This is a genomic window from Burkholderia singularis (assembly GCF_900176645.1).
Lineage (GTDB): Bacteria > Pseudomonadota > Gammaproteobacteria > Burkholderiales > Burkholderiaceae > Burkholderia > Burkholderia singularis.
Window position 1 is genome coordinate 1 of record NZ_FXAN01000052.1, and the last position, 26250, is coordinate 26250.

The following is a 26250-nucleotide window of genomic DNA, read 5'->3' on the forward strand; positions in this document are numbered from 1 at the left end:
AGCGACGCGTCGAACTGATCCCACGGAATGTCCTTCTCCATGTCCCAGCGGACCGCTTCGAGCGACTTGTAAAGCTCCGGATAAAGCATGGTGTTCATGATCCCACCCCTGTTCTGCGCAATGCGACACCTAAACGAGATTGTTACGCCAAACCGCCCAGATCGGCAGTGTTTCGCAACCAACCGATTATTTTACGCGCTAATCCCGGCCCGGACGCAGGTTTTGCGCCGGACGCCGGGCGTTCGCGTTCCATCGTGGGGTAAGCCGCATGCGGCGCTGCCGACCGACCAGCAATCGAAAGCCGCGCTGCGGTGCCTGAAAGCGTCCGGCGTCACGCCGGACTCGTGCCGGGCCTCGCGCAGCCAGCGTAAACCGCCGCGCCGCGAACGGGCCCGATGTGTGATTTATTCGGCGGCGGCCATGATAGCACGCGACTGTGACCGTTCCGCGACCTTGGCGGGCGGCCGGGCGTGACCATGCGGCAAAGCGTCGCGTCGAAAGCAGAATGTCGGTGTCGCGAAAACACAACCCTTCGCCGGATCGCGTCTCCGGAGCGAAGCGGGCGCCCCGCGATAATTTTGAGATAACTCCAAAATGCGCGCCGACGGACTGGCACCGGGCGCACGCGCGATCATCGGCGCTCGGGCGTCGCGCCGCCGCGATCCGCCTGTCGCGCTGGCGTCCGTCTTGCCCGATGGCCGACCCGCCTATGGCTTGCGGGTCTTGCCGGTTATCGCGGCGTTTGCCGCACCTGCCACATCCCGCGCACCTGCCGCATTTGCCGCGCTCCCTGCCGCGCTCCCTGCCGCGCTCGCGTCCGCCACGCCTTGCGCACGCTCCGCGTCCGGGCCGCCGCCCCGGTCTGCCGCCGCGATCCACTGCGCGAGCCGCTCGCGCTGCGCGTTCGCATCGCGGTAACCCAATTCGACAAGCTCCCGCGTGAATTCGGCCTCGAACAACAGATAGCTCGCAAACGACGCGCCCGCCGGCTTATTGCCGCCCACCGCGCCCAGCAGCCCGCGCACCGCGAGCGGCAGCCGCTTCAGATGGTTTGCCGCGATAAGCTCGATGCGCTCGGACGGCGCGATCGCAAGCACGTCGACATGCCGCCAACCGCTCGCCGGTTCGACGCAATGCGGCAGATGCTCGATCATCCGGTTCACGTGCTCGATGCGTTCGATATCGGCGCCGATCGAATCGAGGAAGACGCTCGCAAGCACTTGCTGGCCAATCTGCGCGAGCGACGGATAGCCGCGTGCGTCGCCGTTCGCGGCGGGCACCTCCGGCCGCGAATCCGCCGCGCCGACCACCACGATCCTGTCGCTGCCGAAATGAATGGCCGGCGACAGCGGCGCGATTTGCCGGATCGTGCCGTCGCCGAAATATTCGATCCCGCCGTCGAGCATTAGCGGCACTGCGGGAAACACGAACGGAATCGCCGACGACGCGAGCAGGTGCTCGGCCGACAGGTCGACCATCCGCGCGGTGCGCTGCGCGCGCCGCCACGCGTGAATCGGCTCGCTCGCCTGATAGAACGTCAAATGCCGGCCGCTCGTATAGCTCAACGCCGTCACCGACAGCGCATGCAGCATGCGCGTCTCGAGCATCAGTTCGATGCGGCGGAAATCGAGTTCGCGACGCAGCAGATGCGCGAGCGGCGCGTTGTCGAGCAGCCCGCGCGGCGAGCGGTGCGCGGCCCAGCCGACGCTCATCGCGGTGAGCCAGCGCGCGCCCGCCGCCACGATGCCGAGCCAATCGGTCCGATAAACCTGCGACGCGCGCAGATGCTCCCAGAATGCGAGCAGGCGGCGCGCGCCATGCGCGAAATCGTCGGCATGACTCGCGAGCGACGTCGCGTTGATCGCGCCGGCCGACGAGCCGCAGATCACCACGAACGGCGACGCACGCCGCTTAGGATCGATGTCGAATGCGATCTCGGCGAGCGCCTTCACCACGCCGACTTGATAGGCAGCCCGCGCGCCGCCGCCCATCAGCACAAGTGCGAGCCGCATCGCGGACCTTCATCTATCGACGACGGCACTGTACGGGTCAAGCGCCGCGCTTGGCCGCCTTCTTCGCGGCCGCGGGCTTCGTGCGCGCAGGCGGATCCGTCTGCGCGTCGGCCTGCGCGAGATCGGCGTCGGCCTGCGCGAGATCGGCGTCGGCCTGCGCGCGCGGCGGCGCCGCGCGGCGCGTCACCGGCGGTTTCTTTCGCGCGGCGGCCGGCGTTTCGGCGGCACTCTGCGGGCCGGGCGCGCCGGCAGGCGGCGCAAAGCCGGGCTGGCTCATCGCAAAACGCGCGAGCTGGTCGAACTGCGACTGCAACAGATTCCACCAGCCGGCCGGATCGAACGCGTCGGCGCCCGGCGGCGGCTTCGCCGCATCGTCGGAAGTGCTCGCGTCGGCGGGCGCATCGGCCGCCGATGCGCCGCGGGCGGCAGTCGAGTCCGCCGACGCGCTCGTGCCGGCGTCGCGCCAAATCGACGTCGACGCCTTCGGCGATTCCGCCGGCGGCGCTTCCCGGCTCGCGGGCTTGTCCGGCGACAGCGCGGCCCCCGCCGCGTTCATCGACGTCTGCGCGAACGCGCCGAACGCACGCAGCGTCGCGAGCGTCGCACGCTGCACCTCGAGCGCCTGGATCGCCGATTGCAGCATCCCAAGGTTGAGTTTCAGCCATTGCTCGACTGCGCGCAGATCGGTAATCCGCTTGTCGAGTTCGTCGACGCTCGCAAGCGGGGCCATCAGATCCGACATTGCCGACAGCGACGGCGGCATGCCCTGCGGCGCGCCGGGAAACGCGCCGATTCCGCCGAATGGCGCAAGACGCATCATGTCCCACATTTTGTCGACGAACCCGGCGGGCTGAAAACCGCCGAAGCCGGAAAACGGATTGGAGCCGGTGGTGTCGGTCATCATCGATCCTCGGAAGCGAATGACGCGGCTCGCGGAAAACGGCCGCGCCCAGTCCAGTTTAACGAAGCCCGCGCGGGCGGGCATCGGGCCAAACCCGGCGCGCATGCGCGCGGGCCGCGCCGGCTCATGCCGGTTGCCGCGGGTTCATGCGGGCCGCATTGCCATCGGCGCCATACCGGCGTCGTTGGCTCGCCGCACCGCTTCGAATCCGGCGGCGGCACATCCCGCGCAATCGCACCCGCTTCGGGCCGGGCGCGTCGTCTCATCGAAGCGCGCCGCCCCCCAACCGTGCCGCATCGGGCGCGCATGCGCACGCCGCGCACGCACGAAACGGCGCCCGCGTTTCAGGCGGCGCCTGCATCGAACCACGCCGCACCAGGCCGCCTCGCCGCGCCCCACATCAAGTCGCAGCAGCCGCATCGCGCCACATCAAGCCGCGCCGTCTGGCGGCGCAACCGACTGCTCGATCGCACCAAAGATCGATTTACCCGCATCGTCGAACATCTCGATCTTCACCTTGTCGCCATAGCGCATGAATTCCGTGCTCGGCGCGCCGTGCTCGATCGTCTCGAGGCAGCGCTTCTCGGCGATGCAGCAGTAGCCGCGCTTCGCGTCCCGGTTCGATACGGTGCCCGAGCCGACGATCGAGCCCGCGCGCACGTTGCGCGTCTTCGCCGCGTGCGCGATCAACTGGCCGAAATGAAACGCCATGTCCGCGCCCGCGTCCGGCTGGCCGACCTTCTTGCCATTCCAATGAACGATCATCGGACGATGCACGCGGCCTTCGCGCCAATGCTCGCCCAGCTCGTCCGGCGTCACGGCGACCGGCGAGAACGCGCTCGCCGGCTTGCTCTGGAAAAACCCGAAGCCCTTCGCAAGCTCGGCCGCAATCAGATGACGCAACGACACGTCGTTGACGAGCGCGACGAGGCGCACGGCCTTGAGCGCTTCGTCGGGCGTTGCGCCCATCGGCACGTCGCCCGTTATCACGGCGACTTCCGCCTCGAAATCGATCCCCCACTCTTCCGATGCGCAGACGATATCGTCGCGCGGCCCGAGAAAATCGTCGCTGCCGCCCTGGTACATCAACGGGTCCGTGTGGAATTCCGGCGGCATCTCGGCGCCGCGCGCGCGGCGCACCAGCTCGACATGATTCAAATAAGCCGAGCCGTCCGCCCATTGGAACGCGCGCGGCAGCGGCGCCATGCAATGCTCGGGCTCGAACGCGAACGCATTGCGCGCGCGGCCTTGGTTCAGCGTGTCGGACAGTTCGCGCAACTGCGGCGCGTAGAACGCCCAGTCGTCGAGCACGCGCTGCAGCGTCGGCGCGATCGCATCGGCAATCGCCGCTGTCTGCAGATCGCGGGATACGACGATCAGCTGGCCGTCGCGCGTGCCGTCCTTGAGCGAAGCGAGTTTCATAGAGCAAAGAGCCGTATAGTGACGATGGAAGAAATCTATTTTACGATGGTGAACCGCGCGCGGGCGCGCGGCGCGCTCCTTCCATTCTTCCCGCATCACCGTGAACCAATCCGCCTCCGCCCTTCCCGACGACGATCTCACCGACGATACCGCCGAAGAGAAAACCCGTTCGGGCATCCAGTCGATCGAAGTCGGCTTTCGCCTGCTCGACGTGCTGACGCACGAGCCTCGCGCGATGATGCTGCGCGACCTCGCGCAGCGCGCGCAGATGAGCCCGGCCAAGGCGCACCGCTATCTCGTGAGTTTTCTGCGGCTCGGGGTCGTGTCGCAAGATCCGGTGTCCGGGCGCTACGAACTCGGCGGCTTCGCGCTGCAAATGGGGCTTGCGCGGCTTGCGCGCGTCGACGGCGTGAAACTCGCGCGCATCGCGCTCACCGCGCTGCGCGACCGGCTCGATCAGACAGTGGGCATCGCGGTGTGGGGCAATCAGGGGCCGACGATCGTTCATTGGATGGAATCGAGCCATCCGGCCAAGGCGTCGCTGAAACTCGGCGACGTGATGCCGCTGCTCGGCTCGGCAACGGGCCTCGTATTCGCGGCTTATCTGCCGCGCAGCAAAACCGCCGCTATGATCGAGCGCGAACTCGCCGACAGCCACCGCGCCGCGCATTACGCCGGCCCGCGCACGCTCGCCGAAGTCGAGGCGGTGCTCGCGGACGTGCGCGCGCACCGCGCCGCGCGCGTCGCAGGCATGCTGCTGCCGACGATCAACGCATTCGGGATGCCCGTGTTCGATTCGCTCGGCGAGCTGGCGCTGGCGATCGTCGCGCTCGGCCACGAAGGCGCGTTCGATCTGAGCTGGGGCGGCGAAATCGACGCCGCGCTGCGCGCGTGCGCCCAGCAGTTGTCTTACGAGCTTGGGTATAGTGACGAAGCGCGCAGCCCGTGACGCACGCCGCCGCGCCCGGGCCGCGCATGCATTTTCTTCGTCATTCGAACCATTTGCCGGTTTTTGATGCCGCCTTCACCGTCCGATCTCGCACCCGGGCTGCCGTCCGATCCACCGTCCGGTTCGTCGAACCCGCGTGATGCGCGGCGCCGTGTGCGCCGCGCCGTGCTGGTATTCGCGCTGGTGCTTGCACTGCACTGGCTCGCCGCGCAATGGCTCGTGCGCTTGCGCGAACCGTTCAAGCCAGCCTCGCCCGCGGACGTGCCGGTTCAAATCGAATTGCTCAAACCGCAGCGGATCGAACGTGAACCCGAGCCGCCCAAAGCCGCCCCGGCGCCGCCGCGCGCCGCGCCAAAGCCGGCGGCGCCCGCCGCCGCGCCACATCGTTCGGAACCCGTACTAACTTCGCCCGCCGCTTCGCCCGACGCGCGGCACGCCGCCCCCGCCCCGCAAACGGCCGACGCGGCGCAACCGAGCCCGGCAAGCGCAAGCGGCGTGCCGGATGCCGCGCGCGCGCCGGGCGCGGATGCGCCGCGCGGTCCGGCGTCAAAGGGCGTGAAATTCTCGCCGCCGCCGTCGGGCGAGCTGCGCTACGACACGTTCTATAACGGCATGCAAAACATGGGCGGCACGATTCACTGGGAAACCGACGGCAGCACGTATTCGCTGTTCGTGTCGATGCCGCTGCCGTTCGTCGGCCCGTACACCTACGAGAGCCGCGGCCGCATCGACGCATTCGGCATCGCGCCCGAGCGCTATGTCGAGACGCGCGGGCGTCGCCCGTCCGATTTCGCGATCTTCAACCGCGACACCAAGCAGATCGTCTTCACGAGCACGCCGAATTCAGTCTCGCTGCCCGATGGCGCACAGGACCGTTTCAGCTTGCTCATGGAGCTTGCCGGCCTCGTGCGCGGCGATCCCGACGCATATCGTCCTGGCCTCACGCGCGAGTTCTTCGTGGTCGATCGCAACAGCGGCGAGACTTGGCCGATCACGACGATCGGCGACGAAACGATCTCGACGAACGCAGGCATGCTCGCTACGCGCCATTTCATGCGACTGCCGCGCCACGCCGGCGACACGCGCCGCATCGACATCTGGCTCGCGCCGTCGCTGGGCTGGCTGCCCGCGCGAATGGTGCAGACCGAGCCGAACGGCTCGCAAATCGAACTCCTGTGGCACAGCGCAACGAGCCACGCGAGCGAATCGACGGACACGAACGAGCCGCCCGCACCCGCATCATCGCCTCCGAACACGAACGCCAATGCAAACGCGGCCAAATCGGTAAATTCGACCGACGCCACACCGGCTGCACCAGCGGCTGCCAGCGCTGCCGACCCGTCTTAACAATTCTTATGTCGCCTATCCGTCAACCTTGACAATCTTTGACAGCAATTTCCGTCCACCAGTAGAAAATCAGAAACGTTTTAGAGACATCGGCTTCTAACCGATAAACCGATAAACAACAACGCCCCCTGAAAGCGGGCGTGCAGCGCCAACCCCTTGAAACCGGCTCGCGCCTCCCCAATTGCTGGACCAAAGGCCGAACCACTGCGAAGAGGAGTGCCGCCATGCAAATGATCTACAACAGCCCCAATTACTGCGTCGTCGAATTCCCGCCGCAAGACGGCCATCATGCGATGAATGCCGGTGGATACGAAATCGTCGACAAGAATGCGCAACGCGAAATCTTCATCGATGGCGAACTCGCCGCGCGCTTTCGCGAGCATGTGAAACAGCTGATTCAGGCCGAACCGACGCTCGACGAAGTAGACGAATTCCTCGGGCAATTCGACAGCCTGATGACGCAGCCCGTGGTTCTGCACTGACCTTACGCGGGCGCGCCGCCTAGCTGGGCCGCCGGCCCGGCGCAGCAACGGCAGGCGCGCCGCGCTTCGGCGCACTTCGCGCACTTCGTTTCGTTTTCGCCCCCGTGCGGCCCGTGGCACGGGGGCTTCGTTTACCCGGACGGCCGACTCACGAATCGCGACGGCACCGGCTACAATGGCAGCTTTCCGACCTCGGTAATCCGCCATGTCCGCGCCCATCCCGACCGCGTCTTCCGCCTCGTTCGCCGCCGCGCCGTACACGCGCGGCGCCGAGTTGCCGCAACTGCTTGCAAAGCGCATCCTGATCCTCGACGGCGCAATGGGCACGATGATCCAGCGCTACAAGCTCGACGAAGCCGCGTATCGCGGCGAGCGCTTCAAGGATTATCCGCGCGACGTAAAAGGCAATAACGAGCTGCTGTCGATCACCCAGCCGCAGATCATCCGCGAGATTCACGACCAGTATTTCGCCGCAGGGGCCGATATCGTCGAGACGAATACGTTCGGCGCAACGGCCGTCGCGCAGGCCGACTACGGCATGGAAAACCTCGTCGACGAGATGAACGCGGCATCGGCCGCGCTCGCGCGCGAGGCCGCCGCGAAGTATGCGACGCCGGACAAGCCGCGCTTCGTCGCGGGCGCGATCGGACCGACGCCGAAGACCGCGAGCATCTCGCCCGACGTCAACGATCCCGGCGCGCGCAACGTCACGTTCGACGAGCTGCGCGACGCGTATTACGCGCAGGCCAAAGCGCTGCTCGCCGGCGGCGTCGACCTGTTTCTCGTCGAGACGATCTTCGACACGCTGAACGCGAAGGCGGCGCTCTTCGCGCTCGATCAATTGTTCGACGACACCGGCGAGCGGCTGCCGATCATGATCTCGGGCACCGTCACCGACGCATCGGGCCGCATTCTCTCCGGCCAGACCGTCGAGGCGTTCTGGAATTCGCTGCGCCACGCGAAGCCGCTCACGTTCGGCCTGAACTGCGCGCTGGGCGCGGCGCTGATGCGCCCGTACATCGCCGAGCTGGCAAAGCTCTGCGACACCTACGTGTCGTGTTACCCGAACGCCGGGCTGCCGAACCCGATGAGCGACACCGGCTTCGACGAAACGCCCGACGTCACGTCGGCACTACTGAAGGAATTCGCGCAAGCGGGCCTCGTCAACATCGCGGGCGGCTGCTGCGGAACCACACCCGAGCATATCGCGGCGATCGCCAAAGCGCTCGCCGAGGTGAAACCGCGCCGCTGGCCGAGCCAATACAGCGAAGCCGCGTAGCCACGCAATCGACGCCGCCGCGCAACCCGCGCGGCGCCCCTGACCCGTTCTCCTCGCACCGCCATGACCGATCAAACGATGCGCCTCTGCGGCCTCGAGCCGTTCAACGTCACGTCCGGCACGCTCTTCATCAACGTCGGCGAACGCACCAACGTCACCGGCTCGAAGGCATTCGCGCGGATGATCCTCAACGGCCAGTTCGACGACGCGCTCGCCGTCGCGCGTCAGCAGGTCGAGAACGGCGCGCAGGTGATCGACATCAACATGGACGAGGCGATGCTCGATTCGAAGGCGGCGATGGTGCGCTTTCTGAATCTGATCGCGTCGGAGCCGGACATCGCGCGCGTGCCGCTGATGATCGATTCGTCGAAGTGGGAGGTGATCGAGGCCGGCCTCAAGTGCGTGCAGGGCAAGGCGATCGTCAATTCGATCTCACTGAAGGAAGGCGAGGCGCAATTCGTCCATCACGCGAAGCTGATCCGCCGCTACGGCGCCGCGGCCGTCGTGATGGCGTTCGACGAGCAAGGCCAGGCCGACACGCTCGCGCGCAAGATCGAGATCTGCCGGCGTTCGTATGACATTCTCGTCAACCAGGTCGGCTTCCCGCCCGAGGATATCGTGTTCGATCCGAACATCTTCGCGGTCGCGACCGGCATCGACGAGCACAACAATTACGCGGTCGACTTCATCGAGGCGACCCGCTGGATCAAACAAAATCTGCCGCATGCGAAGGTAAGCGGCGGCGTGTCGAACGTGTCGTTCTCGTTTCGCGGCAACGACCCGGTGCGCGAGGCGATCCATACCGTGTTCCTCTATCACGCGATCCAGGCGGGCATGGACATGGGGATCGTCAACGCGGGCCAGTTGGGTGTCTACGCGGAACTCGACGCCGAACTGCGTGAGCGCGTCGAGGACGTGATCCTGAACCGCCGAGCGGACGCGACCGACCGTCTGCTCGAGATCGCCGACAAGTTCAAGACCGGCGCGGCGAAAAAGGAAGAGAACCTCGAGTGGCGCAACCAGCCGGTCGAGCAGCGGCTTGCGCATGCGCTCGTGCACGGCGTCACGACGTTCATCGTCGAGGATACCGAAGAGGCGCGCGCGAAGATTGCCGCGGCGGGCGGGCGGCCGATCAACGTGATCGAAGGCCCGCTGATGGACGGGATGAACATCGTCGGCGATCTGTTCGGCCAGGGCAAGATGTTCCTGCCGCAGGTGGTGAAATCGGCCCGCGTGATGAAACAGGCGGTCGCGCATCTGATTCCGTTCATCGAGGAAGAAAAGCGCCAACTCGCGCAAGCGGGCGGCGACGTGCGCGCGAAGGGCAAGATCGTGATCGCGACCGTGAAGGGGGACGTGCACGACATCGGCAAGAACATCGTATCGGTCGTGCTCCAGTGCAACAACTTCGAGGTCGTGAACATGGGCGTGATGGTCCCGTGCAACGAGATTCTCGCGAAAGCGAAGGTCGAGGGCGCGGACATCGTCGGGCTGTCGGGCCTCATCACGCCGAGCCTCGAAGAAATGGCCTACGTCGCCTCCGAGATGCAGCGCGACGATTACTTCCGCGTGAAGAAGATTCCGCTGCTGATCGGCGGCGCGACCACGTCGCGCGTGCACACGGCGGTCAAGATCGCGCCGCACTACGAAGGCCCGGTCGTCTACGTGCCGGATGCGTCGCGCTCGGTATCGGTTGCGTCGAGCCTGCTGTCCGACGAGGGCGCGGCGAAGTATCTCGACGAGTTGAAGGCCGACTACGAGCGCATCCGCGAACAGCATGCGAACAAGAAGACGCAGCCGCTCGTCACGCTCGCCGACGCGCGCGCGAACAAGACGAAGTTCGACTGGGCCGGTTACCAGCCGGTCAAGCCGAAGTTCATCGGCCGCCGCGTCTTCAAAAATTACGACTTGAACGAACTCGCGAACTACATCGACTGGGGCCCGTTCTTCCAGACCTGGGACCTCGCGGGCCCGTATCCGGCGATTCTGAACGACGAGATCGTCGGCGAATCGGCGCGGCGCGTGTTCTCCGACGCGAAATCGATGCTCGCGCGGCTGATTCAGGGCCGCTGGCTGACCGCGAACGGCGTGATCGCGCTGCTGCCGGCCAACACGGTCAACGACGACGACATCGAGATCTACACCGACGAATCGCGCTCCGACGTGCTGCTCACGTGGCACAACCTGCGCCAGCAGAGCGTGCGCCCGGTCGTCGACGGCGTGATGCGCCCGAACCGCTCGCTTGCCGATTTCATTGCGCCGAAGGAGTCGGGCGTTGCAGACTACATCGGGATGTTTGCGGTGACGGCGGGCATCGGCGTCGATGCGAAGGAACAGCAATTCCTGGCCGATCACGACGATTACAGCGCGATCATGCTAAAGGCGCTCGCCGACCGTTTCGCGGAAGCGTTCGCAGAAGCGCTGCATGCGCGCGTTCGGCGCGAGCTTTGGGGCTATGCGAGCGATGAGCAGCTCGACAACGACGCGCTGATCGCCGAAAAATACGTCGGCATCCGGCCTGCGCCCGGCTACCCGGCGTGCCCGGACCACTTGGTGAAGCAGCCGATGTTCGAAGCGCTTCGGGCGGACGAGGTCGGCATGAGCGTGACCGAATCGCTCGCGATGCTGCCGGCTGCGAGCGTATCGGGCTTTTATCTCGCTCATCCGGATAGCCGGTACTTTACGATCGGCAAGATCGGCGACGATCAGGTGGAGGATTTTGCGCGGCGAATGTCTCTGTCGACTGCGGACGCCAAACGCGCACTCGCGCCGCTGCTCTGATTCGGACAGCCGCCGCGGCGCCGGCGGCGCGGCAGGCGCCGGCCCTTCCGGCCGGCTCAACGCTTGCCGCCGCCGCTCACATGCGCGACATACGGCAACGGCACGCGCCGGCGAGGCTCAAAAGCCCCAATGAACGTCGACGTTCTGCGCCTTCGCCTCGCGAAGCATCGCGAGAAACGGCGCGACGCGCTGCGCAAGGCTCGGCGGGACTTCGTGGTGCGGATAATCGGCGTCATCCTCATGGAAGTGACCGGCATGCTCGGCGCTCGCCTGCTTGGCCTGGTCGACCGCATTCTCGAGCTTCGCAATCGCCGCGTCGAGTTCGTCAGACATGATCACCCCGCGCTCGCCGAGCTGCTTGCCGATGATGCCGAGCACAAGAACCGCGAAATCCTTCAGCACGTCCAGATCCTGGGCTGCCTTGCTTTTGAACGTAATCATGGTTATCCCTTTTTCGTCTTGTCGTGCCTGCCGGCGTCCTTGCCCGAACGCCGCGCCCGCTTACGGAACCTCCCGGAAGCGCCCGGCACCTGAGCGGCATATTAGCACCTGTTAAAATCCAGCGATCCCTTTGAAACGCGCGCGGTGCACGCGCGCCGGCGGGCCCAACCGGTGGGCCGCCGTCCACGACATCCTCGACCAGCATGCTGCCTGCCCAAAAACATATCCTCGAAACCCTTCTCGACAACAGCGTGAAGCAGGTCGTCGCCGCATCGAAAGGCGCGGCCGACGCTGCCTTCGTGACGCCGGCGATCACGCTCGAGCGCCCGAAGGCAGCCGCGCACGGCGACGTCGCATGCAACGTCGCGCTGCAGCTCGCGAAGCCTCTGGCCGCGAATCCGCGCCAGCTCGCCGAGCAGATCGTCGCCGCGCTGAACGCCCAGCCGGAAGCGGCGGGCCTCGTCGAGGCGGCGGAAATCGCCGGCCCCGGCTTCATCAATCTGCGCCTGTCGGCCGCGTCGAAGCAGGCGGTGATCAGCGCCGTGCTCGCCGAGGGCGCGGCGTTCGGCAGGAGCGAGCGCGAAAAAGGCAAACGCGTGCTGGTCGAATTCGTCTCCGCCAACCCGACCGGCCCGCTACACGTCGGCCACGGCCGCCAGGCGGCGCTCGGCGACGCGATCTCGAACGTGCTCGCGAGCCAGGGCTACACGGTGCATCGCGAGTTCTATTACAACGACGCCGGCGTGCAGATCCATAACCTCGCGGTATCGACGCAAGCGCGCGCGCGCGGCTTGAAGCCGGGCGATGCGGGCTGGCCGGAGGCCGCGTACAACGGCGAATACATCGCCGACATCGCACGCGGCTATCTGAACGGCGAAACGGTCGCGGCAAGCGACGGCGAGCCGGTGACCAGCAAGGGCGACGCCGAGGATCTCGAGGCGATCCGCAAATTCGCGGTCGCGTATCTGCGCCGCGAGCAGGACATGGATCTGAAGGCGTTCGGCGTCAAGTTCGACCAGTACTATCTCGAATCGTCGCTATACAAGGAAGGCCGCGTCGAGAAGACGGTCGACGCGCTCGTCGCGGCAGGCATGACCTACGAGCAGGAAGGCGCGCTGTGGCTGCGCACGACCGACGACGGCGACGACAAGGACCGCGTGATGCGCAAATCTGACGGCACGTACACGTACTTCGTGCCGGACGTCGCCTACCACGTGACGAAGTGGGAGCGCGGCTACACCAAGGTGATCAACATCCAGGGCTCGGACCATCACGGCACGATCGCGCGCGTGCGCGCCGGCCTGCAGGGGCTGCATATCGGCATACCCAGCGGTTATCCCGACTACGTGCTGCACAAGATGGTCACCGTGATGCGCGATGGCCAGGAAGTGAAGATTTCGAAGCGCGCGGGCAGCTACGTGACGGTGCGCGACCTGATCGAATGGTCGGGCGGCGCGGCGCCCGGCTCCGAGGCGCCGCCCGAGCAAATCGACGAGGCGACGATCACGCGCGGCCGCGACGCGGTGCGCTTTTTCCTGATCTCGCGCAAGGCGGACACGGAGTTCGTGTTCGACATCGATCTTGCGTTGAAACAGAACGACGAAAATCCGGTCTACTACGTGCAGTACGCGCACGCACGGATCTGCTCGGTGCTCGCCGAATGGAAGTCGCGCTACGGCGCGACCGACGCGCAGCTATCGGGCGCCGACCTGTCGCCGCTCGTTAGCAAGCAGGCGACGGCGCTGATGCAAAAGCTCGCCGAATACCCCGATGTGCTCACGCACGCGGCGAACGAGCTGGCGCCGCACGCCGTTGCGTTCTATCTGCGCGATCTCGCGGGCGAGTTTCACTCGTTCTACAATGCGGAGCGCGTGCTCGTCGACGAAGCCGCGCCGCGCGACGCGCGTGCCGCGCTCCTCGCGGCGACGCGTCAGGTGCTCGAAAACGGTCTCGCGATGCTCGGCGTATCCGCACCGAGCAAGATGTAACGCCGAAGCCGTCGGCAAGCGTCGCGGCGCGCTGCGCCGCGGCTGATTCACGATTCTTTTCGCAGGTGACTCAAGCAATGGCAAAACCACGCCGCACGTCGAAGCAATCGAAGCAAGCCGGAGGAACATTTCTTGGTATCGTGCTGGGCCTGATCGTCGGCCTGGCCATCGCGGTGGTGGTCGCGCTTTACATCACCCGCGCACCGTCGCCGTTCGTGTCGAAAGTGGCGCCGCCCACCGACAGCAACGCCAGCCAGCCCCAGCAATACGACCCGAACCGCGCACTGCAAGGCAAGACGCCCGGCCAGCCGGTCGCGCCTCAGGCCGCGCAGCCCGCGCCGTCGAACACCGCGCCCGGTCAGACAACGGCCCCGAACCAGCCGCCGCTGCTGTCCGAGCCGCAGATCGTCGAGGTGCCGGGCAGCAATGGCAGGAACACGTCGAATACCTCCGACGCGTCGGATAACGACAATTCGGACAGCGGCGTCGCCGTCGCGCCGAAACCCGCCGACACCGCGCCGCCGGTGAAGAAACCGCAGGCGAACGCGAGCAATAACGGCACGCCGCCGCGCACGTCCGGTACGAGCGCATCCAGCGCCGAAACGCCGCAGAAGAGCGCGCAGACGCAAGCGCCGAAGAGCGCGTCATCGTCGGCCAACGCCGCGGCCAAGCCCGCTGCGCCCGCCGCCGACGCGAACACCGGCTACCTGCTGCAAGTCGGCGCGTACAAGACCGAATCGGATGCCGAGCAGCAGCGCGCACGTCTCGGCTTCCAAGGCTTCGAGTCGAAGGTGACGAAACGCGACGTCAACGGCGTAACCTACTATCGCGTGCGAGTCGGGCCGTTCTCGAAATTCGACGAGATGAACTCGGCCCGTCAGCGGTTGTCCGACGCGGGTATCGACACTGCGGTCATTCGCTTTACGAAACAGTAAACAACCGACCGCAGCGCCGTTACTCACCCAACTGATCGAATAGTCAACATGAAAAAACTGCTCAACACGTTGTTCCTGTCCTTGAGCCTCGTCGTGGGCTTGGCTCATGCGTCGCCCGCGGCCCCGGTGGCCGGTAGGGACTACGAGGTGATGAAATCGCCGCAGCCGGTATCGGCGCCGGCCGGCAAGGTCGAGGTGATCGAGTTCTTCTGGTACGGGTGCCCGCACTGCTACGAATTCGAACCGACGGTCGAAGCCTGGGTGAAAAAGGAAGGCGACAAGATTGCGTTCAAGCGCGTGCCCGTCGCGTTCCGTGACGATTTCGTCCCGCATACGAAGCTGTTCTATGCGTTGTCGGCGCTCGGTATCTCGGAAAAGGTCACGCCGGCCGTGTTCGATGCGATCCACAAGCAGAAAAACTATCTGCTGACGCCGCAGGCGCAAGCCGACTTCCTCGCAACCCAAGGCGTCGACAAGAAGAAGTTCCTCGACGCGTACAACTCGTTCAGCGTGCAAGGCCAAGCGAAGCAAGCCGCCGAGCAACTGAAGAGCTACGCCATCGATGGGGTGCCGACGATCGTCGTTCAAGGCAAGTACAAGACGGGGCCGGCTTATACGAACAGCCTCGAGGGCACCGCCCAGGTGCTCGATTTCCTCGTCAAGCAGGTGCAGGACAAGAAGCTGTAACGCTTCTGCCTGCCCGCCATCGATAGCGCCGGCATGACCGCTTCACCCTCCGTCAAGGTCTTCATCACCGGCGCATCGAGCGGCCTCGGGCTCGCGCTCGCCGCCGAATACGCGCGGCAGGGCGCGACGCTCGGCCTCGTCGCCCGGCGCGGCGAGACTCTCGCCGAATTCGCGCAACGCTTCCCGTCGTCGTCGATCTCGATCTATCCCGCCGACGTGCGCGACGCCGGCGCACTTGCGCAGGCCGCCGCACGCTTTGTCGCCGCGCATGGCTGCCCGGATGTCGTGATCGCGAACGCCGGCATCAGCAAGGGCGCGATCACCGGCGAAGGCGATCTCGACGCGTTTCGCGAGATCATGGATGTCAACTATTACGGGATGGTCGCGACATTCGAGCCGTTCATCGCGTCGATGACGGCCGCGCGGCACGGCACGCTCGTCGGCATCGCGAGCGTCGCCGGCGTGCGTGGACTGCCCGGCTCGGGCGCATACAGCGCGTCCAAGGCGGCCGCGATCAAGTATCTCGAGGCGCTGCGGGTCGAACTGCGGGCTGCGCAAGTGGCGGTCGTGACGATCGCGCCCGGCTACATCCGCACGCCGATGACCGAGCATAACCCTTACCCGATGCCGTTTTTGCTCGATGCCGACCGCTTCGCCACGCTGGCGGTGAAGGCGATTGCGCGTAAGGCGTCGTTTCGCGTGATTCCGTGGCAAATGGGTGTCGTCGCGCAGCTGCTGCACGTGCTGCCGCGCTGGCTGTACGATCGCCTCTTCGAGAAGGCGCCGCGCAAACCGCGCGCGACGAAATAGCGAAGCAGCGCGTCCGGGTCCGTTCGGGCGGATGGAGTCCCGCGCGGCTATTCATCGTTCGCCGGATTTCCCCCTCCTCTTTGCACCGGCTCACATCGTGAGCGGCATCTCGCAACGCCGATAGCCGACGCAGTGCTCGCGGCCTCGTGGCGCGGGCTCGTCGGAGGCCGGGCATTTCTGCGCACCTGCGCTCCACGCAAGGACACGTGCCCGGCGCGGCAAGCCTGCGCGCGGCATTCACGTTCGCGCGCAGCGGCCATCGATCCGCAGCGGCATCCCCCGCGCCGCGATCTCCGATGTGACCGACATCGTACTTCCATTACCGGTCAACCCTGGGAGTCGACGCACAGAATGGTTCATCACTTGACACGCGTTGATTATATGATGATCATCATTCAAAAATATCCAAGGGCCACACCGAGCGAAGTACGGCATGGCGGCGGCGCGGTCACGCAATAAAAAGCGTGCCGCGCCGCCCGGGCCGTTTCATCGAACCGTTCGCTACTCGCCTGACACCGACGGCGATAGCCGATCACCCGTTTTTCAACGTTGCAAACCGAACGGCCTCAGGCGATGCATTCCGTCGTCCGTGCGCCGAATGACGACCCGCGAGGAGAACCGAGACGTGAGCGAAAATCGTCCCGATGCGCAGGCACCCCTGGGCAGCGGCCAGCCTCCGCGACGCAGACCCAAGCTGGTCGTGCCCGCCATTGCCGTGCTGTTGATTGCACTGGTCGCCTACGGCCTCTACTGGTGGGGCCGGGGACGCTACCTCGAAGCTACCGACGACGCATACGTCGGCGGCAACATCACGGTCATCTCGCCACACGTCGCAGGCTACGTGTCGGATCTGCTCGTCGACGACAATCAGCGCGTGCATGCAGGCCAGCCGCTGTTGCGGCTCCATCAGAGCGACTACGAAGCCGAACTCGATGCGGCAAAGGCGAGCGAGGCGGAGATCGGCGCGTCCCGCCAGCGGCTCGCCGCACAGCGCGCGCTGCAGCAGCAAGTGATCGACCAGGCGAGCGCCGATGTCGACGAAAAAAAAGCCGCATTGAATTTCGCGCAAACCGATGCTGCGCGCTACCGCAGGCTCGCCGTGACCGAAGCCGGCACGCGGCAAAGCGAGGAGCGCTCGAGCGCCGCGTTACAGCAAGCCAAGGCGCAGCTCGACGCTGCCAATGCCCGGCTGCGCGCGGCCCGTCAACAGATCGCGGTGCTCGACGGGCAGATCGCCGAAGCCAACGCGTCGCAGCAACGTTCCGGCGCGGCGCGGCGCACGGCGCAGCTCAATCTGGGCTATACCGAGCTACGTGCGCCGATCGACGGCTATGTCGGCAACCGCGCCGCGCATCTCGGCAGCTACGTGACACCCGGCACCCAACTGATGTCGGTCGTCGCGTCGAGCGGCCTGTGGGTCGACGCGAATTTCAAGGAAGACCAGCTCACGGCGATGAAGCCCGGCCAGCCGGCCAAGGTCTGCGCGGACGTCCTGCCGTCGCAGTGCTTCCAAGGACACGTGCAACGCCTTGCTCCGGCGACCGGAGCGGTATTCAGCGTGATTCCTCCGCAAAATGCCACCGGCAATTTCACGCGCATCGTCCAGCGCGTGCCGGTACGCATCGCGCTCGACGGCGCGGACAGCGTACTCGGCATCCTGCGGCCCGGACTGTCCGCCACCGTGACGGTCGATACGCGCGGAGCCGTCAAGTGAGCAGCACCTCGGAGACGATCGCGCAAAACGCGCCCCCCGCGCCAGCCTCGGCGGGCGCGCCCCCGCCCGCTTGGCCGTTTGCCGTGATGTGCGTCGGCATGTTCATCGCGCTGCTCGACATCCAGATCGTCGCATCGTCGCTGCAAGACATCGGCGGCGGCCTCAACGCAGCGCAAGACGAGATCGGCTGGGTGCAGACCGCCTACCTGATCGCCGAAATCACGGTGATCCCGATGTCGGGCTGGCTCACGCGGGTCTTCTCGACGCGGCTGCTGTTCGTCGGCTCGGCGCTCGGCTTTACCTTCGCCAGCATGCTGTGCGGACTGGCATGGAATATCGAGAGCATGATCGTATTCCGCGCGGTGCAGGGTGTGCTGGGCGCATCGATGATTCCGACGGTCTTCACGTCGTCGTTCCACTACTTCGAAGGCAAGCGCCGTGTGCTCGCCGCCGCGGTGATCGGCACGATCGGCTCGATGGCGCCGGCGCTCGGTCCGGTCGTCGGCGGCTGGATCACCGATACGGCAAACTGGCGCTGGCTGTTTTATGTGAACCTCGTGCCAGGCCTGCTCGTCGCGCTCGGCGTATCGCTCGGCGGCGACATCGACCGTCCCGACCGGTCGCTGCTTCGCGACGCCGACTATCCCGGCATTGCGCTGATGGCGCTTTTTCTCGGCACGCTCGAATATGTGCTGGAAGAAGGTTCGCGCTGGAATTGGTTCGACGATGCGACCATCCGGCGCTGCGCGATGATCTCCGCGTGCGCGGGCCTGCTGTTCATCGCGCGCTCGCTGAGCTATGCGAACCCGGTCGTCGACCTGCGCGCGTTCGGCAACCGGAATTTCACGGTCGGCTGCCTGCTGTCGTTCATGACCGGAGTCGGCACGTTCTCGACGATTTATCTGACGCCGCTCTTCCTCGGCTACGTGCGCGGCTACAGCGCATGGCAAACCGGCATCGCGATGATTCCCACCGGATTGGCCGCGTTGATAGGCGTGCCGTGCTACGTGATGCTCGCGCGCAAGACGGATTTGCGCTGGCTGATGATGTTCGGCATGGCGATGTTTGGCCTGTCGATGTGGAATTTCCGCTTCATCACGCACGATTGGGGAGACGATCAACTGCTTTGGCCGCAACTGCTGCGCGGCTTCCCGCAAGTGTTTGCGGTTGCGCCGGCCGTCACGCTCGGGCTCGGCAGTCTGCCGCCCGAGCGGCTCAAATATGCGAGCGGCCTTTTCAACATGATGCGCAACCTCGGCGGCGCGGTCGGCATCGCGGTGGTCAGCGCGCTGCTGAACAACCGGACCAACCAGCATTTCTACGACATCGCAACGCATCTGACGCCCGCCAACGCACCGATGCAATCGATGCTGCACGGTCTGCAAACTCGACTGACCGGCGTACTCGGTTCGCCGCAGGCGGCCGGGGTCGCGTCCCTCAAGGAGCTGCACGACGTCGCATTCCGCGAAGCGCAGACCATGGCCTACGGCGACGTGCTCACGATCATCATGGCGGGTTTCACGCTCGCGACGCTCATCGTGCCGCTGATGCGCAAGGTCTCCCCGCCCCCGCCGCCCAGACCGGCCGGCAAAGCACATTGACGAGGGCCCCGCTCATGCTTCCGATCCGCCGTTCCCGACCGCTCGCCGCACTTGCCGCCCCGCTCGCCGGTGCGGCGCTGCTGGCCGGCTGCACCGTCGGGCCGGACTACCGGCCCGACGCGTCAGCGCTGCCGCCGGCCTATGCGAGCCAGGACGCGTTGCGCTCGCTGCAAGCGGCGCCGTCCGCGCGTGCGCCGTCGCTCGACGCTTGGTGGCTCGGCTTCAACGATGCGATGCTGACCCGCATTATCGATCGCGTGCTGGCGCAAAATCTCGATCTCGCCGCCGCCGACGCGCGCATCGCCCAAGCGCGCGCGGCCGCGGCAGAAGCAGGTGCGCTATATCTGCCGCAACTGACCCTGCAAGGCGAAGCCGCCCGTCAGCGCCAATCGCTCGAAGCGCCGCTCGGCCGAATCGGCAGCGCGCTGCCCGGCTACGAGCGCGGTCAGACGCACACCCGGCTCGGCATCGGCGCAAGTTGGGAACTGGATCTCGCGGGCGGCCTGCGCCGCCAGGCCGAAGCCGCCAGCGCCGAAGCGGCTGTGGCCGACGCGCTGCACGCCGGCACGCGCGTATCGGTCGCGTCGGATGCGGCCGACGCCTATTTTCGTCTGCGCGGCTTGCAAGCGCGAATCGCGATCGTATCCGCGCAAATCGACGCGAATGCGCGCCTCGCGGCGCTCGTGCGGGAGCGCGTCACCAACGGCGTGGCGACGCAGCGCGAGCAGGCCGAGGCAAACGCCCGGCTCGCGCAGACCCGCGCGCTTTTGCCACCGCTGCGCGCGGAGCACGCGCAGCAGATCAACCGGCTCGACATCCTGATGGGCGCGGCGCCCGGCACATCCGCCGCCGAGTTGGTCGCGCCCGGCGCGGATTTCACGGTGCCCGGCCTGCCCGCCGACATCCGTCCGGACGCGCTACTGCGCCGCCGGCCCGACGTGATCGCCGCCGAGCGCCGCGTCGCAGCGGCGAATGCGGGCATCGGCGCGGCGCTCGCCGAGTATTACCCGTCGGTTTCGCTATCCGGCATTCTCGGCTTCGAGGCGTTAAACGGCCCGCTCTTCAAATCGGCGGCATTCCAGCCCGGCGCACTCGCCGGGCTGCGCTGGCGGCTATTCGATTTCGGCCGCGTGGATTCGGAGGTCGCGCACGCAAAGGGCCGCTATGCGGAAGCGCTCGCGCAATATCGCCAATCGGTCTTGCGCGCCGCCGAGGATGTCGAGAATGCGGTGACGACCTGGGCGCAGCTCGATGCGCAGCGCAATGAAGTCGCGCATCAGGTCGAAGCCGAATCCGCCGCACAGCGCTCGGCGCGCGAAGCGTATGCGCAAGGGGATGCGAGCCTCGTCGAAGTACTGATCGAAGACCAGCAACTGCTCGCCGCGCGCGCGGAACTTGCCCGCCTGCAAGCCGATCAGGCGCGTGCGGCCGTTGCGACGTTCCGCGCGCTCGGCGGCGGCTGGGAAGCCCCCGGCACCGCTGCGCCGCCCGCCGTCGCATCCGCGCGCTGAGCAACGGTGTCAAGCAAACCGATGATGAGCGTCATATAATCGATTCATTCTCTCTTCATAGTGTGATTCGATGCGATACACTCTCGACCACAAAGCGAAGACTCGCGAGCGGATCGAAGCGGTCGCGTCCGCCCGATTCCGTTGCGAAGGCATCGACGCAGTGGGCGTCGCGAGCCTGATGGACAGCGCGGGCCTCACTCATGGCGGCTTCTACGCCCATTTCGAATCGAAGGATGCGCTCGTCGCGGCAGCCATTGCCGCCGGCTTCACGCAAACGACCGCGCGGCTGCATGCCGGCATCGTTCGTCACCCGTCGCAGCCGAAACCCGTCGCGTTCGCGAAAGCGTATCTGAACGAGCGCCACCGCGACGAACCTGGCGCCGGTTGCGTCGCAGCGGCGCTTGCCGCGGAAATCAGCCGGCGCGACGATACGGTCCGCCACGTGTTTACCGACCAGCTTGAAACGCTCATCGCATGTGCAACGCCCGAATCGGGCACACCAGCCGAGCGCCGCGATGCCGCGCTCGCAGCCGTCGCGCTCGCGGTCGGCTCGCTCATGCTGTCGCGCGCGGTGGACGATCCCACGCTATCGAAGCAATTGCTGACCGCCGGCGTCAAGGCCGTGGAGCAACTGACCGACTGACGCGCCGCAGCCCCCTGGCCCGCCGAGTCGCAGGCAAACCGCCGGGGCAGCCGTCCGGCCGGCCAATCGGCCTTCGTCGGCCGGGCAGCGCGCCGGCTGCAAGCGCGACGCATCCGCCCCCGTCAAGAAAGCGAAAGCACATCCGTAGCGCCGCCCTCGACGCGAAAGCTACAAAAGCGCCAGCGCCCACCAAAAGGCCGGCGCCCTGGCGCACCAACCGGTCAAGCGCCGCCCGGCGCCCGCGTATAGACAGCCGGATCAGCCGACAGCCCGGCCTTCGCGTCGCGCGACAACGCATCGACGAGCACCTCGTCGCGCCCGGCCTCGAGCGCTTCGAGCGTCTGCCGAACGACGTCCTCCGGGCGATTCTTCGGCATCCCTTGCGCGTTCGACGCCATGTCGGTATCGATATAAGCGGAATGCAATGCGACGACCTGCGTCTGTTGCGCGCGCAATTCGTTGCGAATCACGTTCGTCGCCGACCACGCCGCTGCCTTCGAAATACTGTAGCCGCCCGTATTGGGCAACCCGAGCCAAGCGAGCACCGACAGCACGTTGACGATCGCCCCGCCGCCGTTATCCCGTAATATCGGCGCGAACGCGCGGGCGAGCGCCAGCGTTCCGAAGAAATTGGTATCGAGTTGCTCGCGCAGCGCGACATCGCCGCTATCGGCAAGAAGCGGGCCCGGGCGGAAAATACCGGCGTTATTGATCAGCAGATTGACGTCGCGAAGTTCGCGCGCGGCCGCGGCGATATCGTCGGCATCCGTGATGTCGAGCTTGACCGGCTGCACGCCAGGCGTCGTCACCTGAGCCGGATTGCGCGCCGCCGCATAAATTTTCTTCGCGCCCGCTGCCTGCAATCCTTCGACGAACGCCCGCCCCAACCCGCGGTTCGAACCCGTTACCAATACGACAGAGTTTTGTAGTTTCATCGGTTCATCTCGCTGACAAAAATAAGGACCCGCGCAACCTGCTCCGATCCACGCGGCAGACCGAGCCGGCCGCTCCTTCAAACCTGCGCCGCACGCATCGGTGGGAGGTCCGGCATCGCACGGCTGGAGATCTCGCCCAACCCACGCAATCCCGGTTGGCACGATGCGCGCCGAAGCGTCGATCGACGGCTTCGACAAGTTATGTAAGCGGCCGTCGTCAATTCATGCATATGCATTCCGCGCAATAGAATATAGTATGGACTGCTTACCCTGAAGGACGCTAGCATGAGCGACGCCCCAATGAGACTTGCTTGCCACTGCGGCACATTACGCCAAGCCACGCGTGCGATCACATCGTTGTACGATGCGCACCTCGCGAAGCACGGGATACGCGTCACGCAATTCACGATCCTCGCCTCACTCTATAGCCGCGAAGCAATGCCGACGGGGGAGATCGCGACGCGCCTGCTGCTCGATCAAACCACGCTGAGCCGCACGCTCGCCACGCTGCAATCCCGGCAGCTCGTGCGCGTCGAGCCGGGCGATGATCAACGCATGCGCCTCTGGAGTCTGACGCCCAAAGGCGCTGCATTGCTGAAAGCGTCGCGCGCCGATTGGGAACTGGCCCAAAATGAGGTATACCGCCGCATCGGCAAACGCAACATGCAGGCACTCGACGCCGAGATTTACGCACTCGCCGAAGCACTGGCGAACTAAGCCTCACCGCCCGAGCAGCCGCCCGCCGACAGCAGCCGGCTGCCGCTGCTTTGCACCGCCGGCGTCTCGGCCCATAATATATGCATATACATTTAAATACCACGCCGTTTTTTCCCTCGCATGGAGCACATTATGTCTACCGATCCGATCGTGATTCTTTCCGCGGCCCGCACGCCTGTCGGTCGCTATCTGGGCAATCTGTCTTCGAAGAGCGCGCCTGAACTCGGCTCGACGGCGATTCGCGCCGCCCTCGAGCGTGCGTCGGTCGATCCATCCAGCATCGACGAAGCGTATGTCGGCTGCGTGCTGTCCGCCGGACTCGGCCAAGCGCCTGCGCGACAAGCGGTGCTCGGCGCGGGGCTGCCGCGCTCGGTGCCTGCCGTGACGATCAACAAGGTGTGCGGCTCTGGCATGCAGGCGATCCGCTATGCGTATGACGCGCTATCGAACGGCAGCGCGGAACTCGTCGTCGCGGGCGGGATGGAAAGCATGTCGAACGCGCCCTATTTGGCGTTGAAGGCGCGCACCGGCTACCGTTCGGGTCATGCGACGTTCTACGACCACGCGGCGCTCGACGGCCTCGAGGATGCGTATGAGCACCGCGCGATGGGCGAGTTTGGCGAGCAATGCGCGGCGCATTACGAGTTTTCGCGCGCTGCCCAGGACGCCTATGCAACCGAATCGCTGCAATGGGCGCAACGCGCGCAAAGCGAAGGCCGCTTCGACTGGGAAATCGCCCCTGTCGACGTGACGACCAAGCAGGGTGCCGTGTCGATCGCCGCGGACGAGCAGCCGCAAACGGTCGACGCCGCGAAGATCCCGAAGCTCAAGCCGTCGTTCAGCGCTGACGGCACGATCACGCCGGCCAGCTCCAGCCCGCTGTCGGACGGCGCGGCCGCCGTCGTGCTGACGCGCGAATCCGTCGCGAAACGGCTCGGCAAGCAGCCGATCGCCGTCATCCACGCGCACAGCGTCCATGCCCAGGACCCGGAATGGTTTACGACCGCGCCTATCGGCGCGCTGAAGAAGCTATTCGCGCGCACCGGCTGGCATCCGCGCGACGTCGACTACTACGAAATCAACGAAGCGTTCGCAGTCGTGCCGATGGCGGTGATGCGCGAATTCGACGTCGCCCGCGAACGCGTAAACGCGCATGGCGGCGCGTGCGCGATCGGCCACCCGATCGGCGCATCGGGCGCGCGGATCGTCGTCACGCTGCTCGGCGTTCTGCGCGCGAACGGCGCAAAGCGCGGCGTCGCAGGCATCTGCATTGGCGGCGGCGAAGCCACGGCGCTCGCCATCGAGCTGGTATAACCGGCAAAGCACCGCTACCTCGAAAATACGCGACGCAACGGCGGCGATTTCGCCGTTGCGGCATCGATGCGTTCCGTCGCCGATTAACGGCCGGCGCATATTGAAGGTATGCTATCCCGCTGGCATCGGACCGCGCGCGATACTTGCGCGCGCGGCCACCAGAATCATGTCATCCGGGAGATCTCATGCGCTTCATGCTGTTCGCCGCGGCGCTCGCCGCCGTCACCGCCGCCGCCCCTGCCGTTGTCGCAGCGAAACCGTTGACGGTCTGCACGGAATCCAGCCCCGACGGGTTCGATGTCGTTCAATACAATTCGCTCGTCACCACCAATGCGTCAGCGGACGTGATTTTCAACACACTGGTTTCGTATGACGAAGCCACGAAGAAGGTGGTGCCCGCGCTCGCCACTCAGTGGGACGTCAGCGCCGACGGCCTGGCTTATACGTTCCACTTGCGCCCGAATGTCGCGTTTCAAACGACCGATTATTTCAAGCCCATCCGGGCGCTATCGGCTGACGACGTCGTGTTCACGTTCAGCCGGATGCTCGACGATGCGAATCCGTGGCACAAGGTCGCGGGCGCGAGCGGCTTTCCGCATGCGCAGTCGATGGGGCTTGCGAAGCTCGTGAAAGCCGTGACGAAGGTCGACGATTCGACCGTGAAATTCGAACTCAACGAACCGAACGCCACGTTTCTGTCGATTCTGACGATGGGTTTTGCGTCGATCTATTCGGCCGAATACGCGGACCAATTGCTGAAGGCGGGCAAGCAAGCCGATCTGAACGCGAAACCGGTCGGCACCGGCCCATTTGTGCTGAAAAGCTATACGAAGGACGCGGTGATCCGTTACGACGCGAATCCGTCGTACTGGGGGCAGAAACCGAAAAGCGAACGCCTGATCTATGCGATCACCCCGGACCCGACCGTGCGCGCGCAAAAAGTGAAGGCGGGCGAATGCCAGATCGCGCTGTCGCCGAAACCGCAGGACGTTGCGGCGGCGAAGGGCGACAAGGCGCTCGCGGTCGCCGAGACCCCCGCGTTCATGACGGCGTTCGTCGCGCTCAACACGCAGAAAAAACCGCTCGACAACGCGAAGGTGCGCGAGGCGCTGAATCTCGCGTTCGACCGCGCGACCTACCTGAAGGTGGTATTCGACAACACCGCGACGCCCGCGACCAACCCGTACCCGCCGAACACCTGGAGCTATGCGAAATCGATCGCGCCGTATCCGCACGATCCGGCCAAGGCGAAGCAATTGCTCGCGGCGGCGGGATTGCCGAACGGTTTTTCGACGACGATCTGGGTGCGCCCGACAGGCAGCGTGCTGAACCCGAATCCGAAAGCGGGCGCGGAATTGCTACAGGCCGATCTGGCGAAGATCGGCGTGAAGGCCGACGTGAAGGTAGTCGAATGGGGCGAATTGATCAAACAGGCGAAGCTCGGCCAGCACGATCTGCTCTTCATGGGCTTTGCCGGCGATAACGGCGATCCGGACAACATCCTCACGCCGCAATTCAGTTGCAATTCGGTGAAGTCGGGGCTCAATTTCGCCCGCTACTGCGATCCGAAGCTCGACAAGCTGATCACCGACGGCAAGGCCACCGCCGATCAAGGCAAGCGTGCGAAGTTGTATGAAGCCGCACAGAAGATCATTCACGACGAGGCGCTGTGGATTCCGCTCGGCTATCCGAGCGCCGCGGCCATCACGCGCGCAAACGTCACCGGCTATCGCGTGAGCCCGTTCGGGCGGCAGCATTTCGATACGGTATCGGTGCCGTAA

Annotated in this window: 21 protein-coding genes and 1 pseudogene; 16 read left to right on the top strand and 6 right to left on the bottom strand. The window is 65.8% G+C overall.

Going from position 1 to position 26250, the window contains the following annotated elements; translation table 11 throughout:
• The 4 genes and pseudogenes from BSIN_RS24935 to BSIN_RS10940 all read right to left on the bottom strand — a co-directional run.
• A pseudogene (locus BSIN_RS24935) lies at window positions 1–98 on the bottom strand (ferritin-like domain-containing protein); the annotation flags it as partial.
• A gap of 609 nt (window positions 99–707) precedes the next feature.
• A complete protein-coding gene (locus BSIN_RS10930) occupies window positions 708–2012 on the bottom strand; it encodes a patatin-like phospholipase family protein (protein WP_089340519.1) in 1305 nt (434 codons plus the stop codon).
• A 37-nt stretch (window positions 2013–2049) separates the two neighbouring features.
• A complete protein-coding gene (locus BSIN_RS10935; RefSeq protein ID WP_256583751.1) occupies window positions 2050–2913 on the bottom strand; it encodes a PhaM family polyhydroxyalkanoate granule multifunctional regulatory protein in 864 nt (287 codons plus the stop codon).
• A gap of 429 nt (window positions 2914–3342) precedes the next feature.
• Entirely contained in the window at window positions 3343–4335 is a 993-nt protein-coding gene (locus tag BSIN_RS10940; RefSeq protein WP_089340520.1) for a fumarylacetoacetate hydrolase family protein, read from the bottom strand.
• 100 nt (window positions 4336–4435) lie between these two features.
• Here BSIN_RS10940 and BSIN_RS10945 point away from each other — a divergent pair, with 100 nt between their 5' ends.
• The 5 genes from BSIN_RS10945 to metH all read left to right on the top strand — a co-directional run bounded on the left by BSIN_RS10945 (window position 4436) and on the right by metH (window position 11173).
• Entirely contained in the window at window positions 4436–5284 is an 849-nt protein-coding gene (locus BSIN_RS10945) for an IclR family transcriptional regulator (protein ID WP_089340521.1), read from the top strand.
• A gap of 66 nt (window positions 5285–5350) precedes the next feature.
• Complete coding sequence (locus BSIN_RS10950) at window positions 5351–6631, top strand: DUF3108 domain-containing protein (protein ID WP_089340522.1); 1281 nt, start codon at window positions 5351–5353, stop codon at window positions 6629–6631.
• A gap of 224 nt (window positions 6632–6855) precedes the next feature.
• Window positions 6856–7113, top strand: a complete 258-nt coding sequence (locus BSIN_RS10955) for a BTH_I0359 family protein (RefSeq protein ID WP_059517592.1) — start codon at window positions 6856–6858, stop codon at window positions 7111–7113.
• 205 nt (window positions 7114–7318) lie between these two features.
• On the top strand, window positions 7319–8392 hold the full coding sequence (locus BSIN_RS10960; protein WP_089340523.1) for a homocysteine S-methyltransferase family protein: 1074 nt from the start codon (window positions 7319–7321) through the stop codon (window positions 8390–8392).
• Between the two features lie 63 nt (window positions 8393–8455).
• Entirely contained in the window at window positions 8456–11173 is a 2718-nt protein-coding gene (metH, locus tag BSIN_RS10965) for a methionine synthase (RefSeq protein ID WP_059517588.1), read from the top strand.
• Between the two features lie 117 nt (window positions 11174–11290).
• On the opposite strand, the gene BSIN_RS10970 is transcribed toward metH, so the two are convergent.
• The gene (locus BSIN_RS10970; RefSeq protein WP_059517586.1) at window positions 11291–11614 is read right to left on the bottom strand and encodes a DUF1840 domain-containing protein; all 324 of its coding nucleotides are present in this window, start codon (window positions 11612–11614) and stop codon (window positions 11291–11293) included.
• A gap of 203 nt (window positions 11615–11817) precedes the next feature.
• On the opposite strand from BSIN_RS10970, the gene argS reads away from it, so the two are divergent.
• From argS to BSIN_RS11010, 8 genes are all read left to right on the top strand, one after another.
• Complete coding sequence (argS, locus tag BSIN_RS10975) at window positions 11818–13602, top strand: arginine--tRNA ligase (protein ID WP_089340524.1); 1785 nt, start codon at window positions 11818–11820, stop codon at window positions 13600–13602.
• Between the two features lie 77 nt (window positions 13603–13679).
• Complete coding sequence (locus tag BSIN_RS10980; protein ID WP_089340525.1) at window positions 13680–14537, top strand: SPOR domain-containing protein; 858 nt, start codon at window positions 13680–13682, stop codon at window positions 14535–14537.
• Window positions 14538–14585: 48 nt separating this feature from the next.
• Window positions 14586–15224 (top strand): thiol:disulfide interchange protein DsbA/DsbL, encoded by a 639-nt coding sequence (locus tag BSIN_RS10985; RefSeq protein ID WP_089340526.1) that lies wholly within the window; start codon window positions 14586–14588, stop codon window positions 15222–15224.
• 33 nt (window positions 15225–15257) lie between these two features.
• Entirely contained in the window at window positions 15258–16034 is a 777-nt protein-coding gene (locus BSIN_RS10990; protein WP_089340527.1) for an SDR family oxidoreductase, read from the top strand.
• Window positions 16035–16659: 625 nt separating this feature from the next.
• Complete coding sequence (locus tag BSIN_RS10995) at window positions 16660–17748, top strand: HlyD family secretion protein (protein WP_218192417.1); 1089 nt, start codon at window positions 16660–16662, stop codon at window positions 17746–17748.
• An 86-nt stretch (window positions 17749–17834) separates the two neighbouring features.
• Window positions 17835–19349, top strand: coding sequence for a DHA2 family efflux MFS transporter permease subunit (locus tag BSIN_RS11000; RefSeq protein ID WP_069233402.1), 1515 nt, complete (start codon window positions 17835–17837; stop codon window positions 19347–19349).
• A 14-nt stretch (window positions 19350–19363) separates the two neighbouring features.
• Window positions 19364–20860, top strand: coding sequence for an efflux transporter outer membrane subunit (locus BSIN_RS11005; protein WP_089340529.1), 1497 nt, complete (start codon window positions 19364–19366; stop codon window positions 20858–20860).
• Between the two features lie 70 nt (window positions 20861–20930).
• The gene (locus BSIN_RS11010) at window positions 20931–21503 is read left to right on the top strand and encodes a TetR/AcrR family transcriptional regulator (protein WP_089340530.1); all 573 of its coding nucleotides are present in this window, start codon (window positions 20931–20933) and stop codon (window positions 21501–21503) included.
• Window positions 21504–21724: 221 nt separating this feature from the next.
• On the opposite strand, the gene BSIN_RS11015 is transcribed toward BSIN_RS11010, so the two are convergent.
• Window positions 21725–22438 (bottom strand): SDR family oxidoreductase, encoded by a 714-nt coding sequence (locus tag BSIN_RS11015; protein ID WP_089340531.1) that lies wholly within the window; start codon window positions 22436–22438, stop codon window positions 21725–21727.
• 300 nt (window positions 22439–22738) lie between these two features.
• Between BSIN_RS11015 and BSIN_RS11020 the strand changes: the two genes are divergently transcribed.
• The 3 genes from BSIN_RS11020 to BSIN_RS11030 all read left to right on the top strand — a co-directional run bounded on the left by BSIN_RS11020 (window position 22739) and on the right by BSIN_RS11030 (window position 26250).
• Window positions 22739–23155: a MarR family winged helix-turn-helix transcriptional regulator gene (locus tag BSIN_RS11020; protein WP_059517568.1), complete on the top strand. Its 417-nt coding sequence runs from the start codon at window positions 22739–22741 to the stop codon at window positions 23153–23155.
• Window positions 23156–23287: 132 nt separating this feature from the next.
• A complete protein-coding gene (locus BSIN_RS11025) occupies window positions 23288–24469 on the top strand; it encodes an acetyl-CoA C-acyltransferase (RefSeq protein ID WP_082711962.1) in 1182 nt (393 codons plus the stop codon).
• 185 nt (window positions 24470–24654) lie between these two features.
• Window positions 24655–26250: an ABC transporter substrate-binding protein gene (locus BSIN_RS11030; RefSeq protein ID WP_173678665.1), complete on the top strand. Its 1596-nt coding sequence runs from the start codon at window positions 24655–24657 to the stop codon at window positions 26248–26250.

What these genes read in the sequence shown, in the direction of transcription:
- BSIN_RS10930 (WP_089340519.1), bottom strand. Translation starts at nt 2,012, where the DNA reads ATGCGGCTCGCACTTGTGCTGATGGGCGGCGGCGCGCGGGCTGCCTAT.
- BSIN_RS10935 (WP_256583751.1), bottom strand. Translation starts at nt 2,913, where the DNA reads ATGACCGACACCACCGGCTCCAATCCGTTTTCCGGCTTCGGCGGTTTT.
- BSIN_RS10940 (WP_089340520.1), bottom strand. Translation starts at nt 4,335, where the DNA reads ATGAAACTCGCTTCGCTCAAGGACGGCACGCGCGACGGCCAGCTGATC.
- BSIN_RS10950 (WP_089340522.1), top strand. Translation starts at nt 5,351, where the DNA reads ATGCCGCCTTCACCGTCCGATCTCGCACCCGGGCTGCCGTCCGATCCA.
- BSIN_RS10955 (WP_059517592.1), top strand. Translation starts at nt 6,856, where the DNA reads ATGCAAATGATCTACAACAGCCCCAATTACTGCGTCGTCGAATTCCCG.
- BSIN_RS10960 (WP_089340523.1), top strand. Translation starts at nt 7,319, where the DNA reads ATGTCCGCGCCCATCCCGACCGCGTCTTCCGCCTCGTTCGCCGCCGCG.
- metH (WP_059517588.1), top strand. Translation starts at nt 8,456, where the DNA reads ATGACCGATCAAACGATGCGCCTCTGCGGCCTCGAGCCGTTCAACGTC.
- BSIN_RS10970 (WP_059517586.1), bottom strand. Translation starts at nt 11,614, where the DNA reads ATGATTACGTTCAAAAGCAAGGCAGCCCAGGATCTGGACGTGCTGAAG.
- argS (WP_089340524.1), top strand. Translation starts at nt 11,818, where the DNA reads ATGCTGCCTGCCCAAAAACATATCCTCGAAACCCTTCTCGACAACAGC.
- BSIN_RS10980 (WP_089340525.1), top strand. Translation starts at nt 13,680, where the DNA reads ATGGCAAAACCACGCCGCACGTCGAAGCAATCGAAGCAAGCCGGAGGA.
- BSIN_RS10985 (WP_089340526.1), top strand. Translation starts at nt 14,586, where the DNA reads ATGAAAAAACTGCTCAACACGTTGTTCCTGTCCTTGAGCCTCGTCGTG.
- BSIN_RS10990 (WP_089340527.1), top strand. Translation starts at nt 15,258, where the DNA reads ATGACCGCTTCACCCTCCGTCAAGGTCTTCATCACCGGCGCATCGAGC.
- BSIN_RS11000 (WP_069233402.1), top strand. Translation starts at nt 17,835, where the DNA reads ATGTGCGTCGGCATGTTCATCGCGCTGCTCGACATCCAGATCGTCGCA.
- BSIN_RS11005 (WP_089340529.1), top strand. Translation starts at nt 19,364, where the DNA reads ATGCTTCCGATCCGCCGTTCCCGACCGCTCGCCGCACTTGCCGCCCCG.
- BSIN_RS11010 (WP_089340530.1), top strand. Translation starts at nt 20,931, where the DNA reads ATGCGATACACTCTCGACCACAAAGCGAAGACTCGCGAGCGGATCGAA.
- BSIN_RS11015 (WP_089340531.1), bottom strand. Translation starts at nt 22,438, where the DNA reads ATGAAACTACAAAACTCTGTCGTATTGGTAACGGGTTCGAACCGCGGG.
- BSIN_RS11020 (WP_059517568.1), top strand. Translation starts at nt 22,739, where the DNA reads ATGAGACTTGCTTGCCACTGCGGCACATTACGCCAAGCCACGCGTGCG.
- BSIN_RS11025 (WP_082711962.1), top strand. Translation starts at nt 23,288, where the DNA reads ATGTCTACCGATCCGATCGTGATTCTTTCCGCGGCCCGCACGCCTGTC.
- BSIN_RS11030 (WP_173678665.1), top strand. Translation starts at nt 24,655, where the DNA reads ATGCGCTTCATGCTGTTCGCCGCGGCGCTCGCCGCCGTCACCGCCGCC.